Origin of the sequence: Prauserella alba, assembly GCF_024171735.1 — a bacterium.
Taxonomy (GTDB): domain Bacteria; phylum Actinomycetota; class Actinomycetes; order Mycobacteriales; family Pseudonocardiaceae; genus Prauserella; species Prauserella alba.
On sequence record NZ_JAMTCH010000008.1, the window covers coordinates 70,357 to 88,486 of the forward strand.

An 18,130-nucleotide genomic window follows, 5' to 3' on the forward strand; every position below is an offset into this window, starting at 1 on the left:
GAGTGCGGGTACCGAGGAAGCCGAAGGGGCGCGAGCGACCTGTCCTGCCACGCGGACCCGCGACACGGTGTCGGCACCGGGCAGGGCTCCGCAGGCAGGCGAAACAGACAACACACGTGGAGGACACCACCCATGAGCGCAGCGACACAGATCCCCGGCTACATCGCGGGCACCTGGACCATCGACCCCGTCCACTCCGAGGTCACGTTCATCACCCGGCACCTCGGCGTGTCCAAGGTCCGCGGCCAGTTCACGGACTTCGAGGGCACGATCGTGACCGGCGAGGACATCAGCGGCTCCACGGTCGAGGCCACGATTCAGGCCGGCAGCATCCACACGAAGAACGACCAGCGCGACGCACACGTCAAGAGCGACGAGTTCCTCGACGTCGAGCGCTTCCCCACGCTGTCGTTCCGTTCCACCGGCATCCGCGCCACCGGTGACGGCTACGTCATCGACGGTGAGCTCACGCTGCACGGCGTGACCAAACCGGTCTCGCTCGAGGCCGACCTGGGCGGATTCGGCGACGGCATGGCCGAAGGCAGCAAGGTCGTGGGTGTCGAGGCCAGGACCGAGATCAACCGCAGCGACTTCGGCGTGGCGTCGCAGTTCCCGACCGCCGTCGTCGCCGACAAGGTCAAGATCGAGCTCGACATCGAGGCCGTCCTCGACAACTGAGCCCCGCGACCGGGGCGCGAGCGGCAACCGCCCGTTCCGCGCGCTCGGTACGGCTCACCGGCGAAGGGCTCGCTTGCTCCGACCCCCGAGCAGGCGAGCCCTTCGCATGTCCTGCACTCGGGCACGCGTGTTCCGCACTCGGGACACCGGGGTGACACCCGTCCCGACGATCACTCGCTCGCCGCGCAACGAGACGGTTTCCCCGGGTCGTGCTCCGGCAGCGCGATACCGTCCGATCACCGACCGGAACCACGGGCCGGCAGCCGCGCGGCCCGGTGTGCGGCCATCCGCACCGGGGCGTTCGCGACGCCGTAGCCGCCATAGGCACCGACCCGTTGCACCACCTCGAAGAACACCCTGCCTCCCAAGACCTCCGTGTGGAAGTGGAAGAACTCTCCCCCGGCGTCGCGGTCGTAGAGCACCCGGCACTCGCGGAGCGCCGCCAGCAGATCCGGGGAGAGTTCCGTCCGAGCATCGAGATCGTCGTAGTAGTTCTCGGGTACCGGCAACAACGGCGCACCACGCTCCCGCATGGCCCGCGCGCTGGCGAAGATGTCGTCGCTGGCGAACGCGATGTGCTGCGGGTCGGGTACTCCGGGTGCCCAGTCGCCGCGCCGCAGCACGGTCCCGTGCAGTGCGATCCGGACGCGACCGGGTGCATCCACCACAGCGCGGTTGCGCACGAGCCCGAACGGTGCGGCGAACTCGGCGTCGTGCCGGGGAGTCAGGCCCAGCACCGCGCGGTAGAACAGAGTGGCTTCGTCGAAGTAGTCGAACGGCTGCGCCAGCGCGACGTGATCGATGTGACGGAGTCCGGCTGGCGCGTCCGAACCCGCCCCGGTGAGGATGAAGTCGGACATCCAGCCGTCCTCGGCCGCTTCCGTCCGGCAGAAGAACAGGGACGTGCCGTCGGGTGCGGCGACGACGCTCAGATCCGCCTCGGCCGCGCCACGGGTGCGGGGAACGGGCGGGGCGAGCAGGGCCTCGGCCCGCGCGGCCGACGCCACCGGGTCGACCGTGTCCACCGCGAGTGCGCTGACGGTGGTGGCCTGTTCGGTGCCGGAGTTGAGCAGGACACGGGCGTCACCCTGTTGCCACAGCTGAACCGGTTTGGACCGGTGCTGGCCGACGTGCGCGAACCCCATCGCGGCGAGTGCCCGTGACAGCTGGTGCTCCGAGGGGGAGTCGACGGCCAGTTCCGTGAACGCGTAGCCGGTCAGCTCCGGCGGACGCGGCGGCGCGGGTTCCCGACCGAGTGATTCCTCCAACGCGATCAATGACCGCATCGCGTCGACAGCCGCACGCCCCGGTTCGGCCTGCCGATACACGTCGTTGAACACTTCCAGCGACAGCGGCCCGTCGTAGCCCGTGGCCAGTACCGCCCCGGTGAAGGCGCTCAGGTCGAACGAGCCCTGGCCGGGAAACAGCCGATGATGTCTGCTCCACTGCAGCACGTCCATGTTCAGGTGCGGGGCGTCGGCGAGTTGGAGGAAGAACAGTTTGCCGGCGGGGATCCGGGCGATGCCGTCGATGCTCGTGCCACCGCCCTGCGCGCGTGAGAGCACGTGAAAGCTGTCCAGGCACAGCCCCAGCGCGGGGTGGTCGGCGCGCCGGACGATCTCCCAGGAGTGTTCCCAGGTGTCGACCACGCGCCCCCACGCAAGGGCTTCGTAGGCCACCCGCATGCCGTGTTCGGCCGCGCGGTCGCCAAGGGTCCGCAACTGCTCGGCGAGCACCTCGTCGTCGTCGACCGCATCGGCCGACGCCGACGAGCACACCAGGACTGTGTCGGTCCCGAGCCGCCGCATGAGGTCGAATTTGCGGTCCGCACGCCGCAGGTTGCGCCGGAACGTGTCGCTGTCCGAGGAGTCGAAGTCCCGGAACGGCTGGTACAGGTCGATCGAGAGGCCCAGCCGGTCGCAGTGCGCGCGCACCTGCTCCGGGGACCAGGCTGAGGCGATCAGGTCGTTCTCGAAGATCTCGACCCCGCTGAAGCCCGCCGCGGCGGCCGCGTCCAGCTTGTCCTCGAGCGTGCCCGACAGGCACACCGTGGCTATCCCTTTGTGCATGACTTCGACCTCCGTCAGGAAATGGACACCGTCGTGCCGGTGCGCGCCGCCTCGGCCACCGCATGTGTCGCCCGCAGCGTCCGCAGCCCTTCGCGGCCGTCCACCAGCGGCGCGGCCTCGTCGCGCGCCACGGCCCGGAAATGCGCCAGCTGCTCCGCGAGCGGATCCGCCCCGGAGCGGTCCACCACGGAGGTACGGAACGGTTCCCACCAGGAACGTTCACCGGTGTAGACCCGTAGCCGCATGGTGGGGATGCCGAGCGAGCCGTCGGTGCCGGCCAGCACGTAACAGTCCTCGTCGGCGTGGTGGGGGTAGGCGGGGTCCTCCGCGGAGGTCTGCTCCCAGCTGTGCGGTGCGGCGGCGGTGTCGGAGAGCAGGAACACCCCGAGCGCACCCGTGTCGAACCGGAGTGTGACCGCGGCGGTGTCCTCGACGGCGAAGCCTCGGACCGCGTTCGACGCCACGGCCTGCACCTCGGTGATCTCCCCGCACAGCGCGCGCAGGTTGTCGATCTCGTGGATGAGGTTGATCAGGATCGGCCCGCCGCCCGCCGCTTTCCGCCACGGCGCGTCCTCGAAGTAGCCGTCCGGCTTGCGGAACAACGCACTCCCCCTGACGGCGACGAGCCTGCCGAGCAAGCCGTCCCGGAGGGCCTCGGTCGCCGCCGCCACGATGGGACTGTGCCGCCGGTGGTGCCCGACAAGCAGCGGTACGCCCGCCGCCTCGGCCGCCTCCACCATGGACGCGGCATCGGCGGGCGCATCGGCGATTGGCTTCTCGACGAGCACCGGAACACGCGCATCGACGCACTGCATCACGTGCTCGGCGTGGTGGCGGTTCGGCGATGCCACGATGACCGCATCGGGCCGGACAGCCGCCAACATGTCCGCAACCCCGGCGTAGCCCGGCACCTCGTGCCCGTCCCGCGCCGCCGGGTGCGGGTCCACGACGGACACGAGCTCACTGCCGGGGTCGGCACGGACCAGCGCGATGTGCCGCCGTCCGATGAGGCCCGCGCCGACGACCGCGATGCGCACCGGGCTCATCGGGTGGCCAGCCAGCGGAGCGCGAGCGCGTAACCGTCCACACCGCACCCGATGATCGAGGCGGTCGCCACCGGGCTGATGTACGAATGCGCCCGGAACCGCTCACGCGCGTGGACGTTCGTCAGGTGCACCTCGACGAGCGGCGCCTCGAGCATCGCGCACGCGTCCCGCAGCGCGACCGAGGTGTGGGTCCACCCGCCGGGATTGAGCACGACCGCCGCACCGGCGTCGACCGCCTCGTGCACCCAGCCGAGCATCTCGTGCTCGGCGTCGGTCTGCCGCACCGCCACGTCGAGGCCGAGCTCGGCCGCCCACGTCCGGCACGAGGTGACCAGCTCCTCATAGCCGGTCGTGCCGTACTTCTCGGGCTCGCGGCGGCCGAGCCGCCCGAGGTTGGGTCCGTTGAGCACCCGAACCTGCATGTCCGTCCCTTCTCCGGTGGATGTTGCCCGCTCGCCGCTGCAGCGCACCGGTTACCCGGCCGAGCCCCGCACCTGCGCGTAGAGCTTCGCCTGCTCACCGGAGAGTGTGCGTTCGAAGTACCGCTGCGCCCGCTCGGCGAACGCGTCGCGGTCCACGTCCTCCACGACCGTCACGGTGCCCTCGGACTTCCACTGGTCGAGAATCTCCTGTTCCTGGTTCTCGATGCACGTGCGGTTCTTCGCGCGGGTCTCGTGCACGGCCGTCTCGACCGCTTCCTGCTGCTCGGCCGAGAGTCGCTGCCAGCTCTCCTCGTTCACGACGATCAGCTGCGAACCGGTCTGGTGTCCCGACAGCGAGACGTGGCTCTGCACCTCGTCGAAGCTCTTCTCGGCGATCGTCGGGATCGGGTTCTCCTGGCCGTCGATGATGCCCTGCTGCAACCCGACGTAGATCTCCTCGAACGCGACCGTGGTCGCCTTCGCTCCCACGGCCTTCGCGTTCTCCAGGTAGATCGGCGAGTCCGCGTAACGCATACGCAGCCCTTCCAGGTCGGCGGGCTCGCGGATCGGGCGGTTCGCCGAGAAGTGGCGCATCCCGAAGAACCAGCCGTCGAGGATGCGGCTACCGGTGGCCTCCGCGAAGTCGTCCTTCAACTGCTGGCCGTCGTCGCTGTCGAGGAACTCGAACAACTGGTCAGGGCCGTCGAACGCGTACGCCATGTCGAGCACGCCGATCGGCGGGTAGCTGGCGGCGAGCGCGGACGAACCCTGCACGTCCATGTCCACGTCGCCGGCCTTCACGGAGTTGAAGCGCTCGGTGTCGTCACCGAGCTGGCTGTTCGGGAAGGTCTCGATGGTGAGTCCACTGTCCTGCCCGTTGATCCTGTCGGCGACGGCCTGGATGCCGCACCGGGTGTGCGGATGCTGGGTGGCGTAGCTGTTGGCGAACGACAACGTGACGGTGCCGTCCTCACCGCCGTCGCCACCGCCGCCCATGGCCGTACAACCGGTTGCGAGTACCGCGACGAGCGCCAGCGCGCCGGTGCGGCGGTACGTGGTGGACCTTGTCGGCATCATTGCCTCCTGGGTGTGTTTCGTTGACGAGTCAGAGACCGAGCACCTGCGGCAGGAACGTGGCCACCGAGGGCACGAACGTGAGCAGCAGGAGCACGGCGACCAACGGGACGAGGAACGGCGCGGTGCCTCGGAACACCTCGTGCACGGGCATCTTCGTGACGGGACTGAGGACGTAGAGCACGGCGCCGATGGGCGGGGTCAACAGGCCGATCATCAGGTTGACGATCGTGAGCACGCCGAAGTGCAGCGGGTCCACGCCGAATTCGACGGCGATCGGCAGCAGGATCGGCACGGTGATGACCAGCACCGAGGTGCCTTCGAGTACTGCGCCGAGCACGATGAGCAGGACGTTGACCATGAGCAGGAAGACGACCTGGCTGTCGGTGAATCCAAGCATCCAGTCGGCGACCGCCGCGGGCACCTGCTCCCTGGCCAGAATCCATGCCAGCAGCCCGGAGGCGCCGATGATCAGCGTGATCGACGCAGTGGTCGCCGCGCTGTCGCGGAGGATCCCACCGAGATCCCGCAACCGCACCGCGCGGTAGCACACGCCGAGCGCGAGTACGTACGTCGCGCCGACGGCCGCGGCCTCGGTCGGGGTGAAGAACCCAGCGAGAATGCCGCCGAGAATGATCACCGGGCACAGCAACGGGGCCAGCACCCGGACCGTCGCGCGGCGCAGCGTCGCCCAGTCGAACGGCTGGGACTGCAGGTCGTGCTGCCGACGAGCCCACACGAACACCGCGATCGCCAGCCCGGCGGCCAGGAGGAACGCCGGCAGCACCGACGCGGCGAACAACGCACCGGTGGAGACGGCGGCGATCGAGGAATAGATCACGGCAGGGATGCTGGGCGGCATCACCGGGCCGATCAGGCTGGAAGCCGCGGTGATGCCCACGGAGAACCGCTTCGAGTATCCTTTTCGGACCATGGCGGGGACCTCGACCTTGCCGAGTCCGGCCGCATCCGCCAGCGCGGAGCCGCTCATCCAGGAGAAGCCGAGACTCACGCCGATGTTGACGTAGCCGAGGCTGCCTTTGACCCGGCCGATGAGCGCGAGGGCGAAATCGAACATCCGGTCCGCGATCCCCGCGTGGTTGGCGATCACACCGAGCAGGATGAACAGCGGCACCGCGAGCAACGGGAAGCTGTCGATGGCACCGGTCAGTTCACGGGTGCTCAGGCCGACCGACTGCCCGTTGAAGGTCACGTAGGTCAGGCACGGCCCGAGGAGCGCGAACGCCACGGGTACGCGCAGCGCGAGCAGGACGGCGATTCCCGTGGCCAGCAGCAGCATGCTCATGCCGAGGACTCCTCTTCTCCGATGCCGGGCGGGGGAAGGAAGACGGCCACGGCCGATCGCACGGCGGTGAACACGAGCCCGACGAGGGGAATGACGTAGAACCAGCGCATCGGAATGCCGAGCGCGGGTGAGACCTGCGAACTCTCGTCGGTCACCAGCACGAACGCCTCGTAGGCCAGGTTCACGCAGACGATCGCGACCATGATGCTGGCGAACACGAACACCAGACGGCGGGTGAGGCCCGTCGCCACGGTGTCGACGAGCTTCAGCGCGACGTGCGCGTCGCGCTCCATCAGATAGCCCGCCATGGCGAAGGTCAGCCAGACGAGGCTGAAGCGGGCCAGCTCACCCGAGCCCACCCAGCCGCCGGTGGGCAGATACCGCCCCACGGCCTGGCCGAGCATCAGAATCAGAATCGTGCTCAGCAGCAGCCCGCCGACGACCACCTCCGCGGTCGACAGCCAGCGCAACGGACCCCGACGTGAGCGGGTTGCCGTCTCGTCCGGTTCACGCATGCCGGTCCTCCTGCCATCCGGTCAGGTCGATCCAGGACTTGCCCGGCGCGGAACGGGCCTGTGCGAAGGCCTGCGCCGCCTGTTCCGGTCGCGCCGCGTACTGCAGCACCTCCCCCGGCACGACGGTGCCGTCGGCCACTGCCGCGATCGTGTCGGCGAAGTCGCCGGGGTGGTCGTAGATCAACGAGCCGCGGATGACGAGCTGTCTGCGCGCGAGCTCCGTTGTGGACAGTGAAGCCGGATCCCCGCCCATCCCGATCATCACGATCGATCCCCCCGCACCGACCGCGCGGAGCGCGATGTCCCAGGTGTGGGAGTTGCCTGCGGTGTCGATCACGAACGGAAAGCCGTGCGCATCCTCCGGGACAAGCCGTTTCGCGCCGAGTTGTTCGGCGAGCGCGAGCCGCCCTGGATGCGGCTCGGTCACGAACGCACGTGCACCCTGCGCCAGCAGTGCCTGGCAGAGCAGCAGCCCCTGTGACCCCGCACCGAGGACCAGACATTCGTCGCCGGCCCCGACACCGGCACGCCGGACGGCCGCTCGTGCGACGGCGAGCGGCTCCAGGCACGCGAGTGCCTCGTCGGAGATCGACTCCGGTACCGGGCGGGCGAAGCGTGCCGGAACCGCCACCCGTTCGGCGAGCAGACCCGGGACGTTCATGCCGACGATGCCGCGGTTCGGGCACGCGGACGTCCGGCCGCTGCAGCACGCCCCGCACGTGAGACACGGATAGTTCGGCTCGACCACGACACGCTGGCCCACCTGGCGGTCGGTCACGCCGGCGCCCACCGCGACGATCGTGCCGCCGCCCTCGTGCCCCATCACCCATGGCATGGCGGGAACCTGCCGATGGCCTTCGTACACCCCGAGGTCGGAGCCGCACAGCCCGACGGCGCGGATACCGACGACGACCTCGTCCGCGCCCGGCTGCGGATCAGGCCGGTCCTGCACGACGTCGACCCTGCCGGGAGCGGTCAGGACGATTGCCCTCATCGGCGGTGTCCTCTCGAAGAGTGAAATCCGGGAAGTGGGGACCGACCATAAGCGGGTGGCAAAAACGACTGCAAGCGGTTGCCAAACTTTGCCAAAACTGCCTAGGATCGCCGCGTGTTCGACGAGACGAGGCACTGCTGATGGAGCCGACCGACGGCAAACGGCCGACGATCTACGACGTGGCCAGGGAAGCGGGCGTCGCGACGTCCACGGTGTCGCGAGCGCTCACCAATCCCGGCCGCGTCAACGAAAGGACCCGCGACCGCGTGGTCGAGGTCGCCGAACGGCTCGGCTACCGGACGAACGCCCTGGCAAGGGCGCTGCCTTCAGGGCGAACCCGGACGGTGGCCCTGTTCGTCTCCGACATCACCAACCCGCACTTCTTCGGCATCATCCGCGGTGCCGAGCAGCAGACCCGCGCCGCGGGCTGCACGCTCATCCTGGCCGACACCGAGGAATCGCCCGATCTTGAGGCCGCGCACATCGAGCGGCTCAGCGGGTCGGTGGACGGTTTCGTGATCGCGGCGAGCCGGATGTCCGACCAGCAGATCGGCGAGCTCACCGGCCGTCACCGGCTCACGCTCATCAGCCGCCAGGTCGGTGGTGTACCGAGCGCGATCGTCGACCACGAGGACGGCACCCGGCAGATCATCGAGCACCTCGCCTCACTCGGGCACCGTTCCGTCGTCTACGCGGCGGGCCCGCGGCGCTCCTGGTTGGCGGCGAAACGATGGCACGCCGTCAGGGCCGTCTCCCGCAAGCTCGGCCTCAGCGCGACCAGACTGGGGCCGTTCCCTCCCGCCGTACAGGGCGGGGCGGCCGCCGCCGATGCCGCCCTCGGGCAGGGAGCGACGGCGGTCATCGCCCACAACGACCTACTCGCCATCGGGATGTTGCGGCGCTTCACCGACCGCGGAGTGCACGTCCCGAATGACATCAGCGTCGTCGGCTACGACGACATCTTCGGCGCCGACTTCTGTTCCCCTCCGCTGACGACCCTCGCGGGCCAGTTCGACGAGGCGGGCAGACTCGCGATCGATCTGCTCCTCGGTGCACGAGACGGAACCCGGCCACCGCAGGCCGACAACCAGGTGGTGCTGCCGTCGCACCTCGTCGTCCGCGGTTCGACCGGCACCGCACCGTCCTGACGCGGCACCGCACCATCCGGACGCGGCCGCGGACCGGCGTCGCGACCCACCCACTGGAGCGACGGCCGGTGGGTCACCAGGCGTCGGCGAGCAGCTGCCGCGTCTCGCCCAGCAACTGCGGCAGTACCTTCGTCTGGCCGACGACCGGCATGAAGTTGGAGTCGCCACCCCACCGGGGCACGACGTGCTGATGCAGGTGCGCGGCGATCCCTGCACCCGCGATCACACCCTGGTTCATGCCGATGTTGAAGCCGTGGGCTGCCGAGACGGTGCGGATGACCCTCATGGCGTGCTGGGTGAACTCCGCGAGCTCACGGGTCTCGCCGGTGGTGAGTTCGGTGTAGTCGGCGACGTGCCGGTACGGCACGACCATGAGGTGCCCCGGGTTGTACGGGTACAGGTTCAGCACCGCGTACACCTCGGAACCGCGCGCGAGGATCAATGCCTCCTCGTCGTCGGCACCGGCGATCCGGCAGAACGGGCACCCGTCGGCGTGGTCCCCGGCAGGCTTGTTCTCACCCTGGATGTACGCCATGCGGTGCGGGGTCCAGAGCCGTTGCAGTTCGTCCCGGACCCCGACACCGTCCTGGGCTTCGAGGGCGGGTTCGCCGGTGTCGGCCGAACCCGCCCCGTGACCACCGGACCCGTCACCGGCCAACAAGGGCCTCCAGTGCCTCGGCCGTCGGCGAGGCGTTCTCGCGCCGGGTCACCCAGTCGCCGATCGCCTCCACCGCACGGTCCACCGGAACGCCGTTGATCTGGCTGCCGTCGCGGAATCGGAACGACACGGCGCCCGCATCGACGTCCTTGCCGCCCGCAAGCAGCAGGAACGGCACCTTCTGCGTGGTGTGGGTGCGGATCTTCTTCTGCATCCGGTCGTCGCTGGTGTCGATGTCGACGCGGATTCCCTTGGCACGCAACGCCTTCTCGACGCCACGCAGGTGCTCGACGTGCTCGTCGGCGATCGGGATCCCCATGACCTGCACCGGCGACAGCCACGCGGGGAAGGCTCCCGCGTAGTGCTCGGTGAGCACACCGAAGAACCGCTCGATCGACCCGAACAGCGCGCGGTGGATCATGATCGGCCGCTGCCTGCTGCCGTCCGGTGCGGTGTATTCGAGCCCGAACCGCTTGTTCTGGTTGAAGTCCAGCTGGATGGTCGACATCTGCCAGGTGCGCCCGATCGCGTCCTTGGCCTGAACCGAGATCTTCGGTCCGTAGAACGCGGCGCCACCGGGGTCGGGAACCAGCTCGAGGCCGGACTCCTCGGCGGCCTCCCGCAGCGTCTCGGTGGCCTCCTCCCATTCCCAGTCCTCACCGATGAACTTGTCCGAGTCGCCACGCGTGGACAGCTCGAGGTAGAAGTCCGAAAGGCCGTAGTCGGCGAGCAGATCCAGCACGAACCGCAGCAGCGAACGCAGTTCGCCGGGCATCTGCTCCTTGGTGCAGTAGATGTGCGAATCGTCCATCGTCAACCCGCGCACCCGCGTCAGGCCGTGCACGACACCCGACTTCTCGTAGCGGTACACCGTGCCGAACTCGAACAACCGCAGCGGCAACTCGCGGTACGAGCGTCCGCGGGAGCGGAAGACGAGGTTGTGCATGGGGCAGTTCATCGCCTTGAGGTAATAGTCCTCGTCGTCGAACTTCAGCGGCGGGAACATCGTGTCCGCGTAGTACGGCAGGTGCCCCGAGGTCTCGAACAGCTCACCCTTGGTGATGTGTGGGGTGTTGACGAACTCGTAGCCCGCCTCCTCGTGACGACGGCGCGAGTAGTTCTCCAGCTCCCGCCGGATGATGCCGCCCTTCGGGTGGAACACCGGCAGGCCGGAGCCGATATCCTCGGGGAACGAGAACAGGTCGAGCTCGGCGCCCAGCTTGCGGTGGTCGCGCCGTTCGGCCTCGGCCATGCGCTCGAGGTACTCGTCCTGCGCCTCGGCCGATTCCCATGCGGTGCCGTAGATCCGCTGCAGCTGCCGGTTGTTCTCGTCACCGCGCCAGTACGCGGCGGCGCTACGGGTGAGCTTGAACGCGGGGATGAACTTCGTCGTGGGCACGTGCGGCCCGCGGCACAGGTCGCCCCAGACGCGCTCCTTGCTGCGCGGGTCCAGGTTGTCGTAGATCGTCAGCTCGCCGCCGCCGACCTCCATGATTTCGTCGGTATCCACTGTGTCCTTGCCGGACTTCAGGTCGACGAGTTCGAGCTTGAACGGCTCGTCGGCGAGCTCGGCCTTCGCGTCGTCGACCGAGTCGACGACGCGGCGGGAGAACTGCTGCGAGCCTTTGATGATCTGCTTCATGCGCTTCTCGAGCGCCTGCAGGTCCTCGGGCGTGAACGGGGTGTCGACGGCGAAGTCGTAGTAGAAGCCGTCCTTGACCGGCGGGCCGATGCCGAGCTTGGCCCCGGGGAACTGCTGCTGCACGGCCTGGGCGAGCACGTGGGCCGCCGAGTGGCGGATGACGCTGCGCCCGTCGTCGGTACTGGCCGCGACGGGTTCTACCTCGACGTCCGACTCGGGCGCCCAGGCGAGGTCGCGCAGTGCGCCGTCGGCGTCGCGCACGACGACGACGGCGTCGGGGCCCTTGCTCGGCAGTCCCGCTTCGCGCACCGCGGAACCCGCCGTAGTGCCCGCCGGCACCACCACGCGTTCGGTGGCTTCGGAGGCGGCGAACGACGGCTGGGACACGGTGAACTCCTTGCGACGCATTAACACAGGTACTTGCCGTGTCAATGCTAGCCACCGGACCTCGGCCGCCGGTTCGCCGCCCGCCGGGTCGACGCGAGACTCAGGCCTCGGCGACGACCTCGTCGTAGCCGAGCCGCGGCAGGCGCTCCTGCCATGCGTTCTCCCCCGGCTTGCCGATGTTCACCACAACGAGCGACTTCCACGGCTTGTCGGCGAAGAACTCGGCGTCGACGCCCGCGCCGTCGAACCCGGTCATCGGGCCCGCCGCGAGACCGGCCGCACGGACACCGAGGATGAAGTAGCCGACCTGCAGCGAGGCGTTCAGCTTGGCCACCGGCTCCCGGCCCGCCGGGTCGGAGAACAGGTCCTTGACTCCCGGCGCGTGCGGGAAGACCGTCGGCAGCTGCTCGTGGAAGTCCGCGTCGGCGGCGAGCACGACGGTGACGGGGGCGGTCTCGGTCTTGGCACGGTTGCCGTCGGCCATATGCTTGAGCAGCCGCTGCCTGCCGTCGTCGCTGCGGACGACGAGCGCACGGAGGGGCTGGTTGTTCATGGAGGTCGGCGCCCACTTCACGAGCTCGTAGATCGCACGCAGCTGCTCGTCGGTGACGGGCTCGGAACCGAACGTGTTGGCCGTGCGCGCGTCGCGGAACAGCAGATCCTGCGCGTCGGTGGACAGCTCGAGGTTCTGCGTGGTCGCGCTGGTCGTCATCGAGGTTCTCCCCATTCGTCGGATGCTCGAACGACGTCGGTCGGCGTCGCTCCTACCCACGACAACATAGTTGAACCCTTGACCACTTCCCGTCACGGCTATGCCGCACATCACGTTCGGTCGACGGCCGGAACCCGGCGGGCACATCGTTGAAAGTGCAACAATCAGCGTCGGGGCCATTGTGCAGTCGGGCCACGGCGCAGGCGGGCCACCGTGCACTGCGGCATCCGGGCGAACACGGAACAGCCGCGACGACGTCCCGGGCTTCCCGTACGGGGCCTGCGGACTGCAGCCCACAACGATCGACAGCCCCAAGGATCGATGAGGATCGAAACACAGCGAAGGCGCATCCTGCCGAGCAGAATGCGCCTTCGAGCGAGTGCGATACCGGAGTATCGGTGCGCGATACTGGGATCGAACCAGTGACCTCTTCGGTGTGAACGAAGCGCTCTCCCGCTGAGCTAATCGCGCCTGGCGTCCCGCGTGGAGTCGTACGCTCCGTGCGTTTCGCGCTCTGTGCTGTTGTGCGATCAACTGTAGCGGACGCCGTTCGGGGGCCGACAAACGGGTGGTCCTTGAGTCCGCACGGTGCGCATACATGCGGAAACACTCCGTAGAAGCGGCTGGATACGACGGGCGTCGGAGCGCCCGTCCGGCCGTGACCGGGTATGTCGTGGACAACACGGGAGGGACGAGTCCTATCGCCGACGGGGTAAACCCGCCAGTATGGGCGGCGCGTGTGCCACACACGTGCCGTACGGCCGCCGGAGCGCGGCCGGGGTTCGACCGGAAGTGACGCGCACAACAGGGCTTAACTCGTCCGAGTGGTCTCGGCGATTACGGCGAGCGAATTGGGCTTCGGCTGCGTCTCACCGTCAAGCCTCGGCCGAACCGGCCGGGAAGGGAGCAGAAGGGTACGACCATGCGAAACGATCACGTGACGCTCCGGTCCAACGCGGTCTTCGACCTGCTGGCACCGAAAACGCCTCCCGTTCCGGTGAAGGTGGAGCTGCGCTACGACACGCGCGATCCGTACGCCGTCGTCGCCGCCTTCCGTACGGGGCGCGCGGGCTGGGTCGAGTGGGTCTTCGCGCGCGACCTCATCGCCGACGGACTGTTGGCGGACGCCGGCGACGGCGACGTCCACATCCGCCCGTCGACCGAGGACCCCGAGTCGGTGCTGATCGAACTGACCTCGCCGTCCGGCCATGCGATGTTCGAATGCTCGGCCGAGGAGCTCGCCGACTTCCTCGACCGGACCTACGACGTCGTCCTGCCGGGCAACGAGCACCTCTGGGTCGACGTCGACGAGGCGCTCACCCGGCTGATCCCCAACGATCTTGGCTGATCACGGCGCCCGCACAGCCCGGCGGCGACACAAAGTGACCCCCCGTGCAAGCGGCCGTGCGGGCGTCCAGTAGAGTTCTTCACACACCACGGCAGCGGGGGCAACCCCGGGAAGTCATTCCTCCACGGAGAGTGACTTTCCAGCCGGGAAAATGCGGACGTAGCGCAGCTGGTAGCGCATCACCTTGCCAAGGTGAGGGTCGCGGGTTCGAGTCCCGTCGTCCGCTCGACTGCGGCGGCTACCCGCAGTTGAATCGGGTGTAAGCCTGATTCACAACCGCGGCGGCGTGGCCGAGTGGTTCAGGCAAGGGCCTGCAAAGCCCTGTACGCGGGTTCGATTCCCGCCGCCGCCTCGCGCGATTAGCTCAGCGGGAGAGCGCTACCTTGACACGGTAGAGGTCACTGGTTCGATCCCAGTATCGCGCACCACTGCAACCCCCATCCCGGGCAACCGGGGTGGGGGTTTTTCATGGCCGCCGTGACTTTTCATGGCCGCTGCGACTTTTCATGCCCCCTGTGGCGTCGCCGCTATTGTCACCGCCGAGGGCTGATCTGGCGTCCCGCGTGGGCGTCCGGCGCCCTGGAGTCGTGTCTCCAGGGCGCGTCTCCGGTGGCCGTCGCGTCAGCCGGCGTCGGCGTGCAGGCCACGCAACGGCGGGAGATTCCCCCACAGCACGCGCCCTGCCCTGACGTCCGCGAAGTGGCAGCCGACCCGGTTCGCCGCGACACCGCCTTCGCGAGCACGGTGCGCCACCAGCAACGTGCTGAACGCTCCGTCATCGCTCAACGTCGCGCGCACGGCGCCCAGAAAACGGTCCCGTTCCTCCCCCAGCAGCGTCCAGGGCACCGAACACACGACGAGATCCACCGGCGGGAGCCCACGCTCACGCACCAGCTCCGGCAGATCGAACGCCGACGCGCAGGCCACGTCCACCTCGGGGCAGCGGGTCCGGAGCCGATCCGTCAACGCGGCGCTGACCTCCACGGCCAGCAGCCGCGACGAATCCGGCAACCGCGTCGCGAGCTCCGCAGTGATCGCACCGGACCCCGCGCCGAGCTCGACCACCGTGCGGGCACCGGCCATCCGCACCTCGTCGAGGAAACCGCCCACACAGTCGGCCGCCGTCTCCGTGACGGCACCGGCACGTATCGGGTGGCGGAAGAACTCACCGGCGAAGAGAGTCCGCTCCTGCCGGCTGCGCGCAACCGTCGCACCGTCGTGATCCATCCTCGACATCCGCACTCCCCACCACCTCGGCATGGTCGCCATTGTCCATGCCCCTCGGCGCGCCCTTCGAATACGGCTCCCCGCAGGCGCACCCGGCCCGGCGCCCTGTCACCGACCGCCGGGCCGCGCGATCACCCCACAGGAACGGCGCCGTCTGTCCGTTCAGGACGTACGTACCGCCGGGGACACTCGCCAGGACGCCGTCGACGTCGGGCATCGCGAACCGAGGCCGGTGACGACCGCGCGTCCCCGCGGTGCACCCTCGCTCAGATGAGACCGAGGCGCAGCATCGCGTCGGCGACGTTGGTGAAACCGTTGATGTTGGCACCGGCCACGTAGTTGCCGGCCATCCCGTACTCGTCCGCGGTGGCGTAGCAGCGGGCGTGGATGTCCTTCATGATCTGCTCGAGCCGCTGCTCGGTGAACTCGAAGCTCCAGCTGTCGCGGGAGGCGTTCTGCTGCATCTCCAGTGCCGATGTCGCCACGCCGGCCGCGTTGGCCGCCTTGCCCGGCCCGAACGCGACGCCCGCCTCCTGGAACATCCGTACCGCGTCCGGAGTCGTCGGCATGTTCGCGCCTTCACCGACCGCGATGCAGCCGCTCGCGATCAGCTGGGCCGCATCGGCCGCGTCGAGCTCGTTCTGCGTCGCGGACGGCAGCGCCACCTGGCACGGCACCTCCCAGATGCTGCGGTCCGCGACGAACTTCGCCGCGGGCCGGTGCTCGACGTAGTCGCCGATCCGCGCCCGCTCCACCTCTTTGAGCCGCTTGACCAACTCGACGTCGATCCCGTTCTCGTCGTAGACGTAGCCGGACGAGTCCGAGCAGGCCACGACGGTGCCGCCGAGCTGGTGCACCTTCTCCATGGCGTAGCAGGCGACGTTGCCCGACCCGGAGACCACGACCTGCATTCCGTTGAACGACCGTCCGCGGGCCGCCAGCATCTCCCGCACGAAGTACGCGCAGCCGTATCCGGTGGCCTCCGTGCGGACACGGGCACCGCCGAAGGAGAGGTGCTTGCCGGTCAGTACACCCGATTCGTACCGGTTCGTGATCCGCTTGTACTGGCCGAACAGGTAGCCGATCTCCCGGCCGCCCACGCCGATGTCGCCGGCGGGCACGTCGGTGTACTCGCCCAGGTGCCGGTGCAGCTCGGTCATGAAGCTCTGGCAGAACCGCATGACCTCGCGGTCCGAACGACCTTTCGGGTCGAAGTCGGCGCCGCCCTTGCCGCCACCGATCGGCAGCCCGGTGAGCGCGTTCTTGAAGATCTGCTCGAACCCGAGGAACTTGACGGTCCCCTGGTAGACCGAGGGATGGAACCGCAGTCCGCCCTTGTAGGGCCCGAGGGCGCTGTTGAACTCGACGCGGAAGCCACGATTGATGTGGACCTCGCCCCGGTCGTCCTCCCAGGGGACCCGGAAGGTGATCTGCCGCTCCGGCTCGCAGATCCGCTCGATGATCTTCTGTTCGGCGTACTCCGGGTGCTTCTCGATGACCGGCCCGATGCTCTCCAGTACCTCGTGGACAGCCTGGTGGAACTCGTTCTCACCGCGGTTGCGCTCCACCACGTTCGCGTAGACGGGCTCGAGACGCTCGTGCAGAACCACCTGGACTCCTTCCACCGGCACACCGGACCGCCGCGTGACCTCGGATCGGAACGCGATCCATCCACTCCATCCGGCGACCGCGGTTCGATCAACATGACGAAGGACACACCGTGCCGGCCACCTACAACGCGCCCAGCACCTGTGACAAGACGATCAGGCCGCACAGGACACCGTTGAACACCCGGTGGGCCACCAGGACCGCGATGAACTCCCGCACGACGGCGCTCGACCAGAAGTACCACGCCGTCGGTGCACCGACGACCTGTCCGTCGAGCTTCGCCTTCCGTGTGAGCAGCGCGGCCCGCAGGACGTGGAAGTTGTTGGTCACGACGACACACCGGTAGTCGGCCGTGCGGGCCCGCATGAGTTCGGCGCTGAACGTCAGGTTCTCCCAGGTCGTCGTGGACCGATCCTCGACGAGCACCCGGTCGGCGGGCACGCCGCGGGACACCAGGTGGTCACGCATGGCGTGGGCCTCAGGGACATCCTCGTCCGGCCCCTGCCCGCCGGAGGTGACGAGCAGCGGGTCCGCGCCGTCGGCGCGCTGCTCGTCGAACACCGCTCGGCCGCGGCCGAGGCGGCTCGCCAGCAGCGGCGGCACCCGTCGCCCGTCCAGCAGGCCCGCGCCCAGCACCACGATGTAGTCGACGGGACGGCGGGAGCGGATCCTGCCGTACACCACCGAGTACAGCAGGAAACACACGAACAGGAAGGACACGTAGAACAGCACGCCCGTAATCGCCGTGGCCGTCACCGTCAGCGGCTTCCAGTCGATCATGCCCACGACGAGCTGGGCCGGGACGTAGGCCACGATGCCGATGCCCGCCAGCAGCGACACCAGGTTCGCCGGTCGCCGGCCCTCCCGCCGGAGCATCGTGACCCCACTGACGATCAGGAAGACCCCGAACGCCAGGACCGACAGCGGGATCAGCAGCACGCCGATCAGCAGCAGTATCTGCGCCGCGTCCTCGGAGACCGTGCCCACCACCAGCAGCATCGCCGCGGCCAGGGACGCGAGTGCGAGGAACAGGTACACCCCGTTGCGCAGTTTGCGCCGGTCGCGCAGGAAGCTGACGAGGAACGCCGTGAAGAACACTGCGGCAGGGACGAACGCGACCGGTGCCACACTCACGGCAACTCCCGCATCGACGCCGTTGTGGCCGGAACGCGGCGCCCGAACCCGACGGCCATCAGCCGCCCACGATGTCGGACACGGCTCGACTCTCCACCATGGACGGGATTAGACCACAGTGAGCGGTGTACCGCCCGGCCGCGCGACGACACCGCGCAGGCA

The 18,130-nt window shown here is 68.8% G+C and carries 16 protein-coding genes and 4 tRNA genes; 6 read left to right on the top strand and 14 right to left on the bottom strand.

Annotated features, from left to right (window positions below; all coding sequences use genetic code 11):
- The first annotated feature begins 132 nt into the window (after window positions 1-132).
- Window positions 133-678: a YceI family protein gene (locus tag LY12_RS23985; RefSeq protein WP_253859740.1), complete on the top strand. Its 546-nt coding sequence runs from the start codon at window positions 133-135 to the stop codon at window positions 676-678.
- A 236-nt stretch (window positions 679-914) separates the two neighbouring features.
- On the opposite strand, the gene LY12_RS23990 is transcribed toward LY12_RS23985, so the two are convergent.
- From LY12_RS23990 to LY12_RS24020, 7 genes are read right to left on the bottom strand one after another with little or no spacing between them, the layout of a single operon-like run.
- The gene (locus tag LY12_RS23990) at window positions 915-2,747 is read right to left on the bottom strand and encodes a bifunctional sugar phosphate isomerase/epimerase/4-hydroxyphenylpyruvate dioxygenase family protein (RefSeq protein WP_253859741.1); all 1,833 of its coding nucleotides are present in this window, start codon (window positions 2,745-2,747) and stop codon (window positions 915-917) included.
- A 14-nt stretch (window positions 2,748-2,761) separates the two neighbouring features.
- Window positions 2,762-3,793, bottom strand: coding sequence for a Gfo/Idh/MocA family protein (locus tag LY12_RS23995; protein WP_253859742.1), 1,032 nt, complete (start codon window positions 3,791-3,793; stop codon window positions 2,762-2,764).
- Window positions 3,790-4,215, bottom strand: coding sequence for a type II 3-dehydroquinate dehydratase (gene aroQ, locus LY12_RS24000; protein ID WP_253859743.1), 426 nt, complete (start codon window positions 4,213-4,215; stop codon window positions 3,790-3,792). Before aroQ ends, LY12_RS23995 begins: the two co-directional genes overlap by 4 nt.
- Window positions 4,216-4,266: 51 nt before the next feature.
- Window positions 4,267-5,289 carry a DctP family TRAP transporter solute-binding subunit gene (locus LY12_RS24005; RefSeq protein ID WP_253859744.1) on the bottom strand — a complete coding sequence of 341 codons (1,023 nt, stop codon included), beginning with the start codon at window positions 5,287-5,289 and terminating at the stop codon, window positions 4,267-4,269.
- 31 nt (window positions 5,290-5,320) lie between these two features.
- Window positions 5,321-6,595 carry a TRAP transporter large permease gene (locus LY12_RS24010; protein ID WP_253859745.1) on the bottom strand — a complete coding sequence of 425 codons (1,275 nt, stop codon included), beginning with the start codon at window positions 6,593-6,595 and terminating at the stop codon, window positions 5,321-5,323.
- The gene (locus LY12_RS24015) at window positions 6,592-7,110 is read right to left on the bottom strand and encodes a TRAP transporter small permease (RefSeq protein WP_253859746.1); all 519 of its coding nucleotides are present in this window, start codon (window positions 7,108-7,110) and stop codon (window positions 6,592-6,594) included. Before LY12_RS24015 ends, LY12_RS24010 begins: the two co-directional genes overlap by 4 nt.
- A complete protein-coding gene (locus tag LY12_RS24020; RefSeq protein WP_253859747.1) occupies window positions 7,103-8,104 on the bottom strand; it encodes a zinc-dependent alcohol dehydrogenase in 1,002 nt (333 codons plus the stop codon). Before LY12_RS24020 ends, LY12_RS24015 begins: the two co-directional genes overlap by 8 nt.
- Window positions 8,105-8,244: 140 nt before the next feature.
- Between LY12_RS24020 and LY12_RS24025 the strand changes: the two genes are divergently transcribed.
- Window positions 8,245-9,252 carry a LacI family DNA-binding transcriptional regulator gene (locus tag LY12_RS24025; RefSeq protein ID WP_253859748.1) on the top strand — a complete coding sequence of 336 codons (1,008 nt, stop codon included), beginning with the start codon at window positions 8,245-8,247 and terminating at the stop codon, window positions 9,250-9,252.
- 73 nt (window positions 9,253-9,325) lie between these two features.
- Here LY12_RS24025 and LY12_RS24030 read toward each other — a convergent pair whose 3' ends face one another.
- From LY12_RS24030 to LY12_RS24045, 4 genes are all read right to left on the bottom strand, one after another.
- Window positions 9,326-9,910 (bottom strand): HIT family protein, encoded by a 585-nt coding sequence (locus LY12_RS24030; RefSeq protein ID WP_372493624.1) that lies wholly within the window; start codon window positions 9,908-9,910, stop codon window positions 9,326-9,328.
- The gene (gene thrS / locus LY12_RS24035) at window positions 9,900-11,939 is read right to left on the bottom strand and encodes a threonine--tRNA ligase (protein WP_253859749.1); all 2,040 of its coding nucleotides are present in this window, start codon (window positions 11,937-11,939) and stop codon (window positions 9,900-9,902) included. The genes LY12_RS24030 and thrS overlap by 11 nt, the downstream gene beginning before the upstream one ends.
- Before the next feature lie 100 nt (window positions 11,940-12,039).
- Window positions 12,040-12,651, bottom strand: a complete 612-nt coding sequence (locus LY12_RS24040; RefSeq protein WP_253859750.1) for a malonic semialdehyde reductase — start codon at window positions 12,649-12,651, stop codon at window positions 12,040-12,042.
- Window positions 12,652-13,050: 399 nt separating this feature from the next.
- Window positions 13,051-13,122 (bottom strand) — tRNA-Val (locus LY12_RS24045).
- A 451-nt stretch (window positions 13,123-13,573) separates the two neighbouring features.
- On the opposite strand from LY12_RS24045, the gene LY12_RS24050 reads away from it, so the two are divergent.
- The 4 genes from LY12_RS24050 (at window position 13,574) to LY12_RS24065 (ending at window position 14,427) form a co-directional block, all read left to right on the top strand.
- A complete protein-coding gene (locus LY12_RS24050; RefSeq protein ID WP_253859751.1) occupies window positions 13,574-13,999 on the top strand; it encodes an SsgA family sporulation/cell division regulator in 426 nt (141 codons plus the stop codon).
- Window positions 14,000-14,152: 153 nt separating this feature from the next.
- Window positions 14,153-14,225: transfer RNA gene (locus LY12_RS24055), tRNA-Gly, on the top strand.
- Window positions 14,226-14,279: 54 nt separating this feature from the next.
- Window positions 14,280-14,351: transfer RNA gene (locus LY12_RS24060), tRNA-Cys, on the top strand.
- 1 nt (window position 14,352) lies between these two features.
- Window positions 14,353-14,427: transfer RNA gene (locus LY12_RS24065), tRNA-Val, on the top strand.
- Window positions 14,428-14,620: 193 nt separating this feature from the next.
- On the opposite strand, the gene LY12_RS24070 is transcribed toward LY12_RS24065, so the two are convergent.
- The 3 genes from LY12_RS24070 to LY12_RS24080 all read right to left on the bottom strand — a co-directional run bounded on the left by LY12_RS24070 (window position 14,621) and on the right by LY12_RS24080 (window position 17,968).
- A complete protein-coding gene (locus LY12_RS24070; RefSeq protein WP_253859752.1) occupies window positions 14,621-15,235 on the bottom strand; it encodes a class I SAM-dependent methyltransferase in 615 nt (204 codons plus the stop codon).
- Between the two features lie 257 nt (window positions 15,236-15,492).
- The gene (gene gdhA / locus LY12_RS24075; protein ID WP_253859753.1) at window positions 15,493-16,836 is read right to left on the bottom strand and encodes an NADP-specific glutamate dehydrogenase; all 1,344 of its coding nucleotides are present in this window, start codon (window positions 16,834-16,836) and stop codon (window positions 15,493-15,495) included.
- A 121-nt stretch (window positions 16,837-16,957) separates the two neighbouring features.
- Entirely contained in the window at window positions 16,958-17,968 is a 1,011-nt protein-coding gene (locus tag LY12_RS24080; RefSeq protein ID WP_253859754.1) for a YdcF family protein, read from the bottom strand.
- Between the last annotated feature and the right edge of the window lie 162 nt (window positions 17,969-18,130).

Bases quoted from the DNA above. Each gene is read 5' to 3' on its own strand.
- LY12_RS24005 (WP_253859744.1), bottom strand. From the start codon at position 5,289: ATGCCGACAAGGTCCACCACGTACCGCCGCACCGGCGCGCTGGCGCTC.
- LY12_RS23985 (WP_253859740.1), top strand. From the start codon at position 133: ATGAGCGCAGCGACACAGATCCCCGGCTACATCGCGGGCACCTGGACC.
- LY12_RS23990 (WP_253859741.1), bottom strand. From the start codon at position 2,747: ATGCACAAAGGGATAGCCACGGTGTGCCTGTCGGGCACGCTCGAGGAC.
- LY12_RS24020 (WP_253859747.1), bottom strand. From the start codon at position 8,104: ATGAGGGCAATCGTCCTGACCGCTCCCGGCAGGGTCGACGTCGTGCAG.
- LY12_RS24025 (WP_253859748.1), top strand. From the start codon at position 8,245: ATGGAGCCGACCGACGGCAAACGGCCGACGATCTACGACGTGGCCAGG.
- LY12_RS24070 (WP_253859752.1), bottom strand. From the start codon at position 15,235: ATGTCGAGGATGGATCACGACGGTGCGACGGTTGCGCGCAGCCGGCAG.
- LY12_RS23995 (WP_253859742.1), bottom strand. From the start codon at position 3,793: ATGAGCCCGGTGCGCATCGCGGTCGTCGGCGCGGGCCTCATCGGACGG.
- aroQ (WP_253859743.1), bottom strand. From the start codon at position 4,215: ATGCAGGTTCGGGTGCTCAACGGACCCAACCTCGGGCGGCTCGGCCGC.
- LY12_RS24010 (WP_253859745.1), bottom strand. From the start codon at position 6,595: ATGAGCATGCTGCTGCTGGCCACGGGAATCGCCGTCCTGCTCGCGCTG.
- LY12_RS24050 (WP_253859751.1), top strand. From the start codon at position 13,574: ATGCGAAACGATCACGTGACGCTCCGGTCCAACGCGGTCTTCGACCTG.
- LY12_RS24015 (WP_253859746.1), bottom strand. From the start codon at position 7,110: ATGCGTGAACCGGACGAGACGGCAACCCGCTCACGTCGGGGTCCGTTG.
- LY12_RS24040 (WP_253859750.1), bottom strand. From the start codon at position 12,651: ATGACGACCAGCGCGACCACGCAGAACCTCGAGCTGTCCACCGACGCG.